This is a genomic window from Flagellimonas maritima (assembly GCF_003269425.1).
Lineage (GTDB): Bacteria > Bacteroidota > Bacteroidia > Flavobacteriales > Flavobacteriaceae > Flagellimonas > Flagellimonas maritima.
Genome location: NZ_CP030104.1, coordinates 771369 through 785911, shown reverse-complemented (window position 1 = coordinate 785911; position 14543 = coordinate 771369). Strand labels below are relative to the sequence as shown.

At 42.2% G+C, this 14543-nt stretch carries 8 protein-coding genes; all 8 read left to right on the top strand.

What is annotated here, in order from left to right; all coding sequences use genetic code 11:
* Positions 1 to 63: 63 nt before the first annotated feature.
* The 8 genes from HME9304_RS03410 to HME9304_RS03380 all read left to right on the top strand — a co-directional run bounded on the left by HME9304_RS03410 (position 64) and on the right by HME9304_RS03380 (position 14498).
* The gene (locus HME9304_RS03410; protein ID WP_164674746.1) at positions 64 to 3264 is read left to right on the top strand and encodes a SusC/RagA family TonB-linked outer membrane protein; all 3201 of its coding nucleotides are present in this window, start codon (positions 64 to 66) and stop codon (positions 3262 to 3264) included.
* A gap of 10 nt (positions 3265 to 3274) precedes the next feature.
* A complete protein-coding gene (locus HME9304_RS03405) occupies positions 3275 to 4738 on the top strand; it encodes a RagB/SusD family nutrient uptake outer membrane protein (RefSeq protein WP_112377256.1) in 1464 nt (487 codons plus the stop codon).
* 52 nt (positions 4739 to 4790) lie between these two features.
* Positions 4791 to 6581, top strand: a complete 1791-nt coding sequence (locus HME9304_RS03400) for a PKD domain-containing protein (protein ID WP_112377255.1) — start codon at positions 4791 to 4793, stop codon at positions 6579 to 6581.
* A 183-nt stretch (positions 6582 to 6764) separates the two neighbouring features.
* Positions 6765 to 8186 carry a sulfatase family protein gene (locus HME9304_RS03395; protein WP_112377254.1) on the top strand — a complete coding sequence of 474 codons (1422 nt, stop codon included), beginning with the start codon at positions 6765 to 6767 and terminating at the stop codon, positions 8184 to 8186.
* On the top strand, positions 8186 to 11356 hold the full coding sequence (locus HME9304_RS03390) for a glycoside hydrolase family 2 TIM barrel-domain containing protein (protein ID WP_112377253.1): 3171 nt from the start codon (positions 8186 to 8188) through the stop codon (positions 11354 to 11356). The genes HME9304_RS03395 and HME9304_RS03390 overlap by 1 nt, the downstream gene beginning before the upstream one ends.
* Positions 11357 to 11389: 33 nt before the next feature.
* Positions 11390 to 11938: a hypothetical protein gene (locus HME9304_RS03385; protein WP_112377252.1), complete on the top strand. Its 549-nt coding sequence runs from the start codon at positions 11390 to 11392 to the stop codon at positions 11936 to 11938.
* A 12-nt stretch (positions 11939 to 11950) separates the two neighbouring features.
* The gene (locus HME9304_RS16880) at positions 11951 to 12091 is read left to right on the top strand and encodes a hypothetical protein (RefSeq protein ID WP_164674745.1); all 141 of its coding nucleotides are present in this window, start codon (positions 11951 to 11953) and stop codon (positions 12089 to 12091) included.
* A gap of 103 nt (positions 12092 to 12194) precedes the next feature.
* Positions 12195 to 14498 carry an alpha-L-rhamnosidase-related protein gene (locus HME9304_RS03380; RefSeq protein WP_112377251.1) on the top strand — a complete coding sequence of 768 codons (2304 nt, stop codon included), beginning with the start codon at positions 12195 to 12197 and terminating at the stop codon, positions 14496 to 14498.
* Positions 14499 to 14543: the final 45 nt, after the last annotated feature.

The following is a 14543-nucleotide window of genomic DNA, read 5'->3' as shown; positions in this document are numbered from 1 at the left end:
AAATTTATTTGGCATATTTCAGATTTTTTCGCAATGGAATTCAAACAACTAAACGAACTAAGGATGAAAGAAAAGCTACAAAGGAAGCCCTTACCTAAGGGTCTACCTTTTTTTTTAGTGTTTTTGACACTAGTCCTCTATAGTTTTTCCGCTTACGGACAAACTAGGACAATAACAGGCAGCATATCTGCAGAAACCGGTGAACTGTTACCCGGGGCCACGGTTATCGAAAAAGGCACTACAAATGGAACACAGACAGATTTTGACGGTCAATATTCCATTACCGTCTCCGAGGGTGCTACCCTAGTGTATTCTTATGTAGGTTTTGTGGAACAAGAAGTGGCCATAAATGGAAGAAACACAATAGATATTGTTTTGATGGAAGATACTGCCCAACTTGACGAAGTGGTGGTCATTGGGTATGGTACCAGAAATAGAGAAGATCTGACCGGTGCCGTTTCTACAGTGCAAGCTGCAACCATTCAAGAGCAACCCATAACCACTTTTGAACAAGCCCTTTCCGGTCAGGTTTCGGGGGTACAGCTTCGTCAGAATGGAGCACCCGGTGGAGGTCCGGAAATTTTAGTCCGTGGTGTGGCCTCGACAGGAGCCAATAATGCACCTTTATATGTGGTGGATGGAATTCCATTGGGAAACGTCAATAGCCAGCGTGATAATTTTGTATTAAGTTCCATTGATCCCAATTCCATTGAATCCATAAGTGTCTTAAAGGATGCCTCTTCCAAGGCCATCTACGGGTCTAGGGCATCCAACGGTGTAGTGGTAATAACCACAAAGCGTGGAAAAGTTGGAAAACCGACCATTACATTTGGTGTATCCACAGGTTTTCAAAGCATCCCTGAATTTGAACAACCCAATATATTGAATGCTGAACAATTACGACGCTACAGAATAGAAATTTTTGAAGACCAGCGTTTCGCCACAGGTTCTTTGGGGCCAGGCGAGGAAACAGAATTGGACCGTTTGATTGCATTGGGCGATTTGGGAGAAGGCACTAATTGGTTTGATGTGATTACCAGAAATGCACCGATTTCCGAATACAATATTGGTATCAATGGCGGTACCGAAAATGTTCGTTACAATATCTCCACAAATTATACCAACCAAGATGGTACGTTGATAAATACCAATTTTAAAAGATATAGCATCAGAGCTAACATTGATGTAGACGTGACCGATAATATTCGGGTTGGCCTTAATCTAGCACCCACTCAAACCATTGCCACGGGAGGGCGCACAGATGCCGGTCGTGAGAACTTTCAAATTTTTAATGCAGTACCTTTATCTAGATGGCTTGACCCCTCCGCTCCTGTATTTGATGAGAACGGTGAGTTGACCAATATAGCCCGGGGAGATGTACTGCCTTTTTACAATGTAAACCCAGTATACCTATTAACGGAAAGGGAAGATAACCGCCGTACCAACCAACTTTTGGCGGGAAGTTTTTTGGAGTTGGATATCATAGAAGGGCTTACAGTTAAAACCTTCGGATCGATCCAGTATACCGATCGTAGAAACACGTTCTTTGAACCTTCGGATTTTCCAGGGAGTAATTTGACCCCTAATTTATTGGGAACTAGGCAGGCAAGGGCAGGCATCGACGAGTTGACCAATTTTAATTGGATTTGGGAAAACACGTTAAGATATTCTACCACCATTGCCGAAAATCACCGTATTGACGCCTTGGTCGGGGCTAATTTAGAGGTAAGGCGCTCTGATAATACAATTGTCCGTGCCGTAGATATTATTGACCAATCCATTCGGATTCCCAATTCTGACAACGTGAATCCTGAGAACATTAACAATTTTACAGGAAGGGGTGAAGCTAGTGAAAATAAACTGGTTTCCTTTATTGGCCGTTTGGATTATGCCTATAAGGATAAGTATTACGTTACCGGTACCATACGTCGCGATGGTTCTTCACGTTTTGGTGCTGATACACGTTTTGGTAATTTTCCTTCAGTGGCTGCTGCTTGGCGTATATCAAATGAACCCTTTTGGAAGAATATTAAAAACACAGTTTCAGAATTTAAACTGGAAGGCGGGTATGGTATTAGCGGTAGCAATGCCAATATCGGCGATTTTCGGGCACAAGGTCGAATAAATCCATCCGATCCCAATACACCTAGGCCCGATTACGTTTTTGGAGGGAACAATGCTCCAGGAAGCGCGGTGACCAGTCTTCCAAACTCTTTGTTGACCTGGGAAGAAGCCGAAGAAACCAACTTCGGGGTCGATTTGGGCTTTTTGAACAACAGAATCTTTTTGGGCGTAGATTATTATAATATTGAAACCGAAGGTTTTTTAGAAGATTTACCCTTACCAACCACCTCCGGGTTCGGTTCAATATTGACAAATTTGGGTAGCATTCAAAATAGGGGTGTTGAAATTGAACTGCAACTGAAAAATGTCTTTGGTGGTAAGGAATTTCAATGGGATGCCAACCTTAATTTTACCCGCAATCGAAGTAAGGTATTGGAATTGTCCGCAGATGCAGGATTTATAAGACGAGGTGTCATTGCTCGTGAATTTACTGAAACAGCAGTTGGGGAAGAAGTTGGACTATATCGAGGTTTTAAGGTTACGGGCCTGTTCACCCAAGAGGATTTGGATAACCCCGATGTACCTAAATATGATGATAATTCGCAACAGGTAGGTTCTTTAAAGTATGAAGACGGTAATGGTGATGGTATTTTGGGTGATGCAGAGGATTTCATGATTATCGGTAATCCAAATCCCGATTTTAATTATGGAATGGTGCATACGTTTAGATATAAAAACCTAGACCTCAACGTGATTTTTGTGGGTGTGGTCGGACAACAAATATTCAATGGTTTTACACAGTTTAACGGCAATCAAGATGGGGTGTTCAATGTTGACACCAGACAATTGGAAAGATGGCGACCAGGGCAAGACCCTACTTTGGGCGGGATTCCTGGAACTGCTAGTGCAAGAAGTCGCCAGCGGTTTCGGCAACCCAATTCATTTTATGTAGAGGATGGTGATTATCTATGGGTTCGTAATATTACTTTAGGATATAACATCAAGGGTGAAGATTCGGGTAATTTCTTTAGAAATGCACGTCTTTACACCAGCGTTCAAAATCCATTTCTTTTTACCGAATATGAAAATGGCAATCCAGAAATCAATAGGTCTGGAGATACTGCATTGGTACGTAATGTCAACTACGGTGCCTTTCCGATAGCAAGGGTATTCACTTTAGGACTCGATGTAACTTTTTAAAAATATTAGCATGAAAACCAGATTATCACTATACATAATTACGGTCGCTTTGATAGCTGCCAGTTGCGACGAATTTTTGGATGAAAGCCCAGAAACCTTTCAGACCCCTACAGCTTTTTTTCAGACCGAGGCCCAGATAGATGAAGCGGTAGCAGGCATTTATAATACGAATAGGGGATTAAACAATGGCGCCCATTGGCGCTTTGGGGAAAACAGATCGGACAATACCTCTTTTCAATTCAACCCTGGAGACCGAGGAGGACAAGGTAATGAAGATGTGGACCTTTTCTTGATGCTATCTGCAAATGGAAATTTGTCATCTTATTGGAATACCTCATATTCGGGCATTTCAAGGGCCAATTTTGTATTGGAAAATATCGATGATGTTGAATTCATCAATGAAGACAATAGGGACATTAGGCGGGGTGAAGTATTGTTTCTTAGAAGTTGGTTCTATTTTAATTTGGTACAGCTTTTTGGAGATGTTCCTTTTGTAACCTCAGCCGGAGATTCCCCGGACGAAATTCTTTCCGATGAGTTTCTGGAAAGAATACCGATAGCACAGGTGTATGCCAATATTTTGGGTGACGCACAGACTGCAATCGACCTTCTTCCTGCCCCGGGCGCCACAGAAACCGGAAGGGCCAACAGGGGAGCAGCATTGATGTTAAAGGCAAAAATGCATATGGTATTACAAGAGTTTGCTGAAGCCAGACCACTATTGGAACAAATACAGGGCCTGGGATACTCTTTACAGGCTACATATCCGAGCGTTTTTGATCCAGCAAACAAAAACAATAGCGAGTCCATCTTTGAAATCCAGTATTCTTTTGCCTTGGGGCAGGGGTCTAACTTTGTTTCCAATTTTGTGCCCTTTAATAGCGGTAACGATATCTTGGGGGAAAATGGTCCACCAAATTCTCGTGCTGGGCAAAATCAACCGACCCAAGATTTGATAAACCTTTACACCCCTGAGGATGCCCGCTTTTTACACAACATATCCTTCTATGACGATGGAATGACCATAGAGCCATGGATGAGCAAATATAATTTTGGATTTGAGGCTCAAGGCAATAATACTCAAGACGTCAATTTTCCTATGTTCCGCTATGCGGATGCTCTTTTATTATTGGCCGAGGTATATAACGAAGTAGGCGGTGGAGATCCTGTAGCCTTGTTGGAGCAAATACGTGCTAGGTCGCTGACGGACGCCAGTCTAAGTCCGGAGGAACTGGCAGATTTGGAACAGACCATTGCAGACGAACGGCGTAGGGAACTCGCTTTTGAAAACCATAGATGGTTTGATTTGTTGCGAACAGGCAAAGCCGTTGAAGTCATGACCGCCCATGGTGTCGAGCAGCGTGCATTAAGAGCAACAGACCCACCTCAAGCCTATACCAACATCAGAACTTTATTGGGAATTCCCTTAGGCCAAGTGGAGGAATTCGGTTTCACGCAAAATGAAGGCTGGTAATGAACAGTGTTTACCAAACTATACTTAATAACTTGATACAAAACATTATAAAATGAAGACCAAACTTAATTCTGTGCTGATTCTTCTTTCAATCCTAACAATCGTTTTTTTGGTTGGGTGCGATGAAGATGATCCAAGCGTAGATGAGCCATACACCTTATTTACGTTCAATGTGACTGATTTAACTGTCACATTTAGAAACGCATCGGTGGACAATCCTCAAAGTTATAGCTGGGATTTTGGTGATGGACAAACATCTGCTGAAGAAAACCCGATTTACACTTATCAGGAAGGAGGTACATACACCGTTATATTGACTACCAGCAATAGTTCAGGGGAAGACCAATTCGAAAGGACAGTTACGGTCATCGAACCTGAAGAACCATTACCACCTATAGTTTTTGAAACGTTCGATAGTTTTACGGCCGATGCTACCGTAGAGGGCCAGGGTACCGCTGCTGATGGATGGGCAGGGGCATGGACTAGATTGGATGGAGATGATGTAAATGTGGTGTCCGGTGGTATTTTAAATAATTCACTTGCCGTGGAATCTTCAGGAAATTCCATTTTACTGGACGCAAGCGGTGCTAATACGCGCTATAAACGTAATTTCTCGACTCCATATACGGATAATGGCAATACGTACTGGTTCGCTTTTCAAGCCGAGTTTACTAATACGGATTTGGATGGAGGTGAAGTACAGGTGATGCTGGTTGATAACGATGCGGAAAGTTTTGGGGCAGGTGGCGGCGATGGCCAATTTTTGGGAATCGGTAAAACTATTAACCCGAGTGCGGTGGGTCTAATGACCTTTGGACCATTTAATAATGTAGAGGCAACCGACGTGACGGCTGATGGTGCGCTATGGTTGGTAGCCAAGATTGAGACCAATGGGACTGCTGATCCCGACCTTGTCCGATTGTTTGTCAATCCTACTCCCGGTACCGAACCTGCAGATGGTACGGAGGCTGTATCCTTTGCTGCCCCTGAGCTCAGTGGTGGATGGCAGGGAGTTGGCTTTAAGTATACCGGCGGAAATGTCTCCTCAGTAAAAATTGATGACATCTACGTAGGCAATACGTATCAGGATGTTACACCCCTAAATTATCTAGACCTCCCACCCGTAGTTTTTGAAACCTTCGATAGTTATACGGTTGATGCTTCCGTTGAGGGGCAAGGTGCTGCCGAAGATGGATGGTTAGGCCCATGGGCTAGATTGTCCGGCGGTGATGTAAATGTGGTTTCAGGGGGAATTGTAAACAATACACTCTCAGTAGAAACAACAGGCAATTCCTTATTACTGGATGCCAGTGTTGGCGCAACACGCTACAAAAGGGGATTGTCGGAAACCTATCTGGATGATGGGCGTACGTACTGGTTTGCCTTTCAAGCAGAGTTTGCTGGTGCAACCGATGACACTGGTGAATTGATAGTGATGCTGGTCGATAATGATACAGAAGACTTTGGCGGGAGTGGACCGAACGGTCAATTTTTGGGAATTGGTAAAACGATATCCCTTGGTGCCCCTCTTGGTATGATGACCTTCGGACCCTTTAATAACATAGACGCAACAGACGTGTCAGTAGAGGATGGCCCATTATGGTTGGTTGCCAAGATTGAAACCAATGGAACCGCCGACCCTGATTTGGTTCGGGTGTTTGTCAATCCTACTCCAGGCAGCGAACCCGCCAACGGAACAGAAGCAGTTTCTTTTACAGCTCCCGAACTGAATGGTGGCTGGCAGGGAATTGGTTTTAAGTTTAGTGGAGGTACAACCACTGCGAAAATTGATGACATCTATTTAGGTTTCCGCTTTGCAGATGTTACGCCTGAAAACTATTAGGAAATGGTAGAAGCATATACCAACAAAAGCACTTTAATAAGGATGATACCCTTGGGTCAAGTGTAGAAGTTTGGATTTGAACAAGTCCCTGGATGGGAATAAAGAGAATCTCATAAGTAATTTGAGTTAGTTTAGTTAATTTCTTAGCGGTACGGCTTTAAATGCAGTACCGCTTTTTTAAATATGAAATCAACATATTTTAATTTTTCTTTTTTTTGTATAGCTGTTTTGATTTGTGTCTTAGGATGTAATCGTAGCAAAAGGGATATTAGGTCACAAAATGAAAACAATACCCCAAACATCATCTTCCTCCTCACTGATGACCAACGTTGGGACGCACTTGGCTATGCGGGAAATTCAGATATTATAACACCAAATCTCGATACTCTGGCAGCTGAAAGTGTGTATTTCAAGAATGCATACGTTACTACCTCCATCTGTGCAGTTAGCAGAGCCAGTATTTTAACAGGGCAATATGCTAGAAGGCATAATATTTGGGGGTTTGCCAAAAACTTTTCAGAAGAGCAACTCCAAAATACATATCCTTTATTATTAAGGAAAGCTGGATACCATATTGGTTTTATTGGCAAGTACGGGGTGGGCAATAAATTACCTTCTAAACACTTTGACTATTGGAAAGGATTTCCAGGTCAAGGTACTTTCAATGAAAGAGACGAAAATGGGGATTCCATCCACTTGACTAAAAAAATTGGTAAACAAATAGTCGATTTCCTAGAGTTACAACAAGGCAATGAAAAACCGTTTTCCCTATCTGTTAGTTTCAAAGCGCCTCATGTGGAAAGTGATCCGGGACATTTCAATCCAGATAGGGCGTATGATGATTTATATGTCACCGATAGTATGAACATTCCTAAAACATCTATTGAAGCCTTTCGGAATTATTTCCCGGAAAGATTTACGGAAAATAACGTGGCAAGAAACAGATGGGAAACTCGTTTTGCCAATCCTACGATGCAGCAAGAATCCATAAAGGATTACTATCGTTTGATTTATGGTGTTGACCAAGTGGTAGGGAAACTACGCAAAGAACTCGAAAGGCTAAACCTGGATCAAAACACCATCATTATTTTTACCAGCGATAATGGTTTCTATTTAGGCGAATACGGCTTGGCCGGAAAGTGGTATGGTAGCGAACCTTCCATTCGTGTTCCGATGATAATCTATAATCCGAGTGATACGATAAACGCCCAGAAAACAATCAACGACAAGGTACTCAATATAGACATTGCACCTACCATACTCTCCTATGCGGGAATACAGCTCCCAGAGCAGATGCAGGGCAAAGACCTATCTGAACTAATTGATGGAAAGAATAATAATTGGCGGAACGAATTCTTTTACGAGCATATTTGGGAATCTTCTGAAGCCTATTATATTCCTAGTACTGAAGGCGTGGTAAGTGGTGACAAAAAGTACATGAAGTACTTCATGAATCGCGATACAACCGATGTCATTTTTGAAGAGCTCTATGATTTGTCCAAAGACCCTAAAGAAATCAACAATTTAATTGGAAAACCTGAGGCAAACGGATTAGAAATGGCGCTACGAAAGAAATACGTAGCATTGAAAAAAGCAGGGGAATAATGAGCACCAAATCGTTACACATAGTTTTTCAACTCTTTTTTTTGGTATTTGCCTCCCAACCGTATGCCCAGACCAAACCTCATTGGCAAAATCCTGAGGTGGTTAACGTTAATAAACTTCCTGCAAGGGCAACATCTATATCTTATCCCGATGAGAAACTGGCCATTGCTGCAGATAGGGATGCTTCTCCAAGAAAGCTATCATTGGATGGAGCTTGGAAGTTTCATTTTGCCGAGGCACCTTCCAAAGCACCTCAAGACTTTTTTCAACCCACTTATCCCGATAATAATTGGAATGAATTACCCATACCCTCCAACTGGGAGCTATATGGCTATGGCAAGCCTTGGCATCGTCTAACACACCAAATTTGGGAAAATAAAGGGGTAGAACAACCCAATATCCCAGAAGATTATAATCCAACAGGAAGCTACCGAAAGAACTTTACCCTCCCAAAAGAATGGAAAGATATGCAAGTAACGCTGCATGTAGGGGCAGCTTCTTCTGCTCTTCGTGTATGGGTCAATGGCAATTACGTTGGGTATAGTGAGGACAATCGCTTGCCAGCAGAATTTGATATCACACCCCTCCTCACCCCAAAAAAAGAGAACCTGATTGCTTTGCAAGTGCTGCAATGGTCAGATGGTAGTTATTTGGAAGACCAGGACCATTGGCGTATGAGCGGAATTACACGTGAAGTCTATCTGGAAGCAGCGCCCAAAGTACAGTTGTATGATTTTGGGGTTAGAACGGATTTGGATGAAAACTATGAAGACGCTGAACTCCAGATACGTCCGGAAATTGTAAAGTTTGGGAATGTTGACACCAAGGATTGGACAGTCGCCGCACAGCTCTATGACGAAGAAAGTCAGCCTGTTTTACCTAAGGCTTTGGAAATAACTGTGGAAAAGATTTTGAAAGAACATTATCCCCAGATTGGCAACCGACCCTTTGAAAACCTAATGAAGGTTGATGTAAAGAACCCAAAAAAGTGGTCGGCAGAGTTTCCTAATCTGTATACACTTGTTCTTTCTTTGCGAGATGCCAATGGTAAGTTGGTTGAAGCCCGAAGCACACGTATTGGTTTTCGAGAAATCGATATTTCAGATGGCCAGTTTAAGGTAAATGGAGTTCCTGTTTTGCTCTACGGAGTCAATCGGCACGATTGGGATGCCATTACTGGCAAGGCTGAAAATAAAGAAGCCATGCGTCGCGATGCAGAACTGATGAAACGGTTGAATGTGAACGCCTCCCGCTCTTCACACTATCCAAACCCACCATACTGGTACGAATTGTGCGATGAATACGGTATTTACGTAATGGACGAGGCCAACATTGAGAGTCATGGTAAAGGTTCTCTTTTTAGTAATATTCCAGCTTGGCATAGTGCTTTTTTGGAACGCGGCATCCGTATGGTAGAGCGCGACAAAAACTATCCATCCATCGTTAGTTGGTCTTTGGGGAACGAAGCCGGTTTTGGACCCAATCATGCGGCACTTTCAGCTTGGATAAAGGAATTTGACCCAACACGTCCCATTCATGCGGAAGGTGCGCAAAACATCTATGGCTATAACTGGCCAAAGCCTGAACCAAAAGACCGAGTTTATACTGATTTCCTGAGTAGAATGTATCGTCTTACGGATGACATGATTGATCTTGCAACGAAATCTGATGATAATCGACCAGTGATTTGGTGCGAATATGCTCACTCTCAAGGCAATTCAACAGGAGATTTAGAAGGATATTGGAAGGCAATCCGAAAATACTCCCGACTTGTAGGAGGTTTTGTGTGGGACTGGCGGGACCAATTGGTTTTTAAGGAAAGTAAGGATGAAAAACCATTGTGGAAACATGGGCAAGACTTTGGTCAGGAACAAGCCGATTTAAATCCTATTCAAAAGGGATTGATTTCTGCCGATGGAAAAATAAAATCAGGGGGGTGGCAGGCCAAATATGTATGGCAACGGGTCAAAATTGCTGCCGATAGTATTTCCAAAGGGTTATTTACGGTTGAGAATCGACATTTCAGAACAAATTTGAATACTTATGATGTGGTTTGGGAAATCACTGAGGACGGAAAAGTGGTCAAAAGCGGAAGCATTGATTCTCCAGATATTGAAGCAGGGACTTCGGGAAAATTACGGTTGGACCTTCCCAAAATAGATATGAAGCAAGGGTTCTATTACCATTTGAAGATTTCCTTTACATTGAAAGAAGATAAACCCTGGGCCAAGAAAGACTATGCCATAGCTGGTGAACAGTTTTTGTTAAATTACATTCCCATCTCAAAGACTACTGAGAAAAAATCTGCTCCCCAACTCATGGAGTCTTCATCTGAAATCATAATCACCACACAAACCACCAAATTGGTATTTGATAAAAGAGGCGGTAGGTTGGTGGTTTATGAAATGGATGGCAAAAACCTCATTAGCTCTGCTCCCAAGCCCAACTTTTGGCGTCCGCCTACGGACAACGATCTTGCTTCAGAGATTATTAAACGTCAAGGCTTTTGGAAAGCGGCATCCATACAACAAAAGCTTATTGCCATATCTACAACGAAGACCGACAAGGATATTAGGGTAGTTATGGCTCACAAATTGGCGAATTCCGAAGCAACGGTAACGCAGACCTATGTTTTATTGAAAGATGGCACTTTACAGGTAGACCATCATTTTCAACCGGAAGCCAATATGCCCGAAATGCCAAGACTGGGTTGGCAGTTACAGATTCCTTCGGAATATGATCAAATACAATGGTTTGGACGAGGACCTTTGGAAAGCTATTCCGATAAAAAAACCGGTGCCTTTTTCGGAAATTATCAGAAATCGGTTAAAAATGATTTTACCTACTATGTTCGTCCACAGGAAAGTAGTAACAAGGCCGAAGTATACTGGGCGGAATTGAGGGATTCTAATGGAAGAGGCCTTCGCATTGAATTCGTTGGTCATCCATTAAGTTTCAGTGCCTGGCCCTTTACCCAAGAACAGATTGAAAAGGCCAATCGTATTGAAGAATTGATTTTTGAAGAAACGATTACCTTGAACATAGATTACAAACAAATGGGAGTAGGGGGAGACAACACCTGGAATTTGGATGCACGTCCGCATGAGGCTTTTCGGATTGGTGCTAAGCCTCACGCGTACAGCTTTAAAATTATTCCAGTAAAAGATTAGACAATATTAGAACATATTTAATGAAAACTATTTATGATATCAAGCTTTCACTTTATTGTATTGATTTTTACCTCCAACGCTTTGTTCGGACAACCAGGGAAGGTTTTGGTATATGATACATATCACAATCACTATGACCTAAGTAAGGAGTATTCGGAGTTACTTTCCGACACTGCTAAAATAGTTGTCAATACCAAAGAAATATCAAGCACAACATTGAGTAAAGCTTATGGGTTGCTCCTATTGTTTCCTAAAACTAAATTGAATGTGTCCGAAAAGATGGCAATTGTGGATTTTTTGAATTCAGGAGGGTCATTGTTATTGGTTTTTGATGAAGGAAAAAGAACACCCTTCAACCGCATCAACGATGTTATCTCATCATTTGGTATTGAAGTCACTGAATATGATCTTCCTTACCTTCACAATTGTGGTGCCATGGCACCTAGGAGCAATATTTGTGCCAACCAAAGGGAGATACCTTACAGTGGAGGCCGTGCTGTTATTGGGGGGACGGCCATAAGTAAAGTATTGATGGAAGGGGATTTTGTCCACAGTGCTTACGTGGAATTAGACGCTGGGTGAAAAATCATAATCATGGCAGACGGAATGGCAGCTCTATTAATGGGAACACCAAGTGGAAAGAGATTGACCGGGACAAAACCAGAAAATACTAATTATTGGGGTAAGGACAGTAAAATTTTCATGAAAGAGGTATTGACCTTCTTTCTAAAGTAGTAGAAGTAAGAAAGGAATTTTGGTCATCACAAGGACACCTCAAGATAGTTGAATCAGACATATCAAATAAATTGCAATAGCATCTTATTAATAACTACATATTATGAAATGGTACTTAATGCTCCTGTCTATATATTTAGCATCTTGCAAAGGAGATTACTCCCCACAGGCCAATGCTTTCCAAAACTCAGATGCTAAAGAGTGGCAAGCAAACTGGATTACTGCCAAAGATTCCCTAGCGGATAAAAACGTATGGATTGCTTTTCGAAAGCAATTTTCCGTCGAAAATACAGAGACTCCCACAATTTTGCGCATCGCAGTGGATTCCAAATACTGGCTTTACCTTAATGGTGAAATGATTGTTTTTGAGGGAGGATTAAAACGCGGACCTACTCCAAATGATACCTATTATGATGAAGTAGACCTTACGGGAAAATTACAAAAGGGAGAAAATACTTTGGCAGTACTACTTTGGTACTTTGGTAAAGAGGGCATGACTCATAAATCAAGTGGTCAAGTTGGAATGATGGGCGAATTGTATCAAAACAATCAGTTGATGGTTCAAACTGACGATACTTGGAAAGCAATACCCCACTCTGCCTATATTTCGGAAAGTGAGGACCCCCAACCTAACTGGCGGTTGCCCGAATCCAATGTAGTTTTTGATGCGCGGAAAGATATCTCGGAATGGGTGAATCCTGGATTTGATGACAATAATTGGCCTTCTGCAAAAATACTTGGAACAGGAATAACCGAGCCTTGGAACAGCCTGGTAAAACGACCAATTCCTTTTTGGAAGGATTCAGGTTTAAAAGCCTACAAAAATGAAATGAACTTTCCTTTTGTTAGCACTGGGGATACTATCACGTGCACGCTGCCTTACAATGGTCATTTCACCCCTTATCTCAGTATCAATGCAAAAGCAGGTGAAAGAATTACCATGCTCACTGATAACTATAAAGGAGGCTCGGAATACAATATGCGAGCAGAGTACATATCAGAAGAAGGCGAACAAACCTATGAGTCATTGGGTTGGATCAATGGGCATGTAATGTACCATGTGATTCCCAGGGGGGTTGAAGTTCTTGATTTAAAATATCGCGAAACCGGATATGACACCGAATTCGCAGGAAGCATTTTGGTGGATGATGATTTTTATAATCAAATGTGCAAGAAAGCAGTACGTACCTTGTATGTAACTATGCGAGACAATTATATGGACACCCCTGGTCGCGAACGTGCCCAATGGTGGGGCGATGTAGTATTGGAAAGTGGCGAAGCCTTTTATGCGCTAAGTCGTTCATCAGATGCATTGATGCGAAAAGGAATGCTGGAACTGATGAACTGGCAACGCCCCGACAGCACTATTTTCTCTCCAATTCCCACGGGAATCTGGGATCAAGAATTGCCCGGACAGATGTTATCCAGCGTGGGACATTATGGTTTTTGGAACTATTATCTGAATACCGGTGACTTGGAGACCATAGCACAGATTTACACACCAGTAAAACGCTATCTTTCTGTGTGGAAGTACACGAAAGAAGGTGTTGTCAAAGAAAGGCAAGGTGGTTGGAACTTAGGTGACTGGGGAGAGAACAAGGACATGCCAATAATCCAAAACACCCAATTTTTCATGGCCTTAAAGGGATATGCGAACATGGCGGAAGCTTTGGGCAATAAGACAGAAGCAGATAGTGTTCGAAAAGAGATGAAACGTTTTAAGAAATCCTTTAATGAAACCTTCTGGAGAGGCGATCATTACAGATCGGCAAATTACAAAGGAGAAACGGACGACCGTTCCCAAGGGTTGGCCGTGGTCGCAGGGTTAGTAGATGCCGACAAGTATAAAGCTATTTATAAGGTCCTTCAAAAGGAAAAACACGCTAGTCCCTATATGGAAAAGTATGTGTTGGAAGCATTGTTTCAAATGGGCTATCCAGAGTATGCGCTACAACGAATGAAAGAACGGTTCTCAAAAATGGTGTTGGATACCACCTATACGACTCTTTGGGAAGGGTGGGGTATTGGAGCAGAAGGCTATGGTGGAGGGACCACCAACCACGCATGGAGTGGTGGAGGCCTTACTTTGTTATATCAGTATGTAGCGGGCATAGCACCTACATCGCCGGGATGGGAAACCTTTCTGATTAGACCACAACTAGGTTTTTTAAAACATATCTCCGCTGTGGTTCCTACAGTAAAGGGAACCATTAAGGTAGAGGTGAAAAATGAAGAAACGTATCAGCTGATTATGGAAGTTCCAGCAGAAACAAAAGCAAAGGTTTATATTCCCTCGAAATACAAAGACATAAAGATAAATGAAACGGAAGTGATTTATACCGAAAAAGAAGGTTTTAAATTATTCGAAATTGATTCAGGCTATTACAAAGTTGAAGCAACAGAATAAAAGATTTAAATAGGAAGTTTTCAGATTATATATTAAGTAGACTAT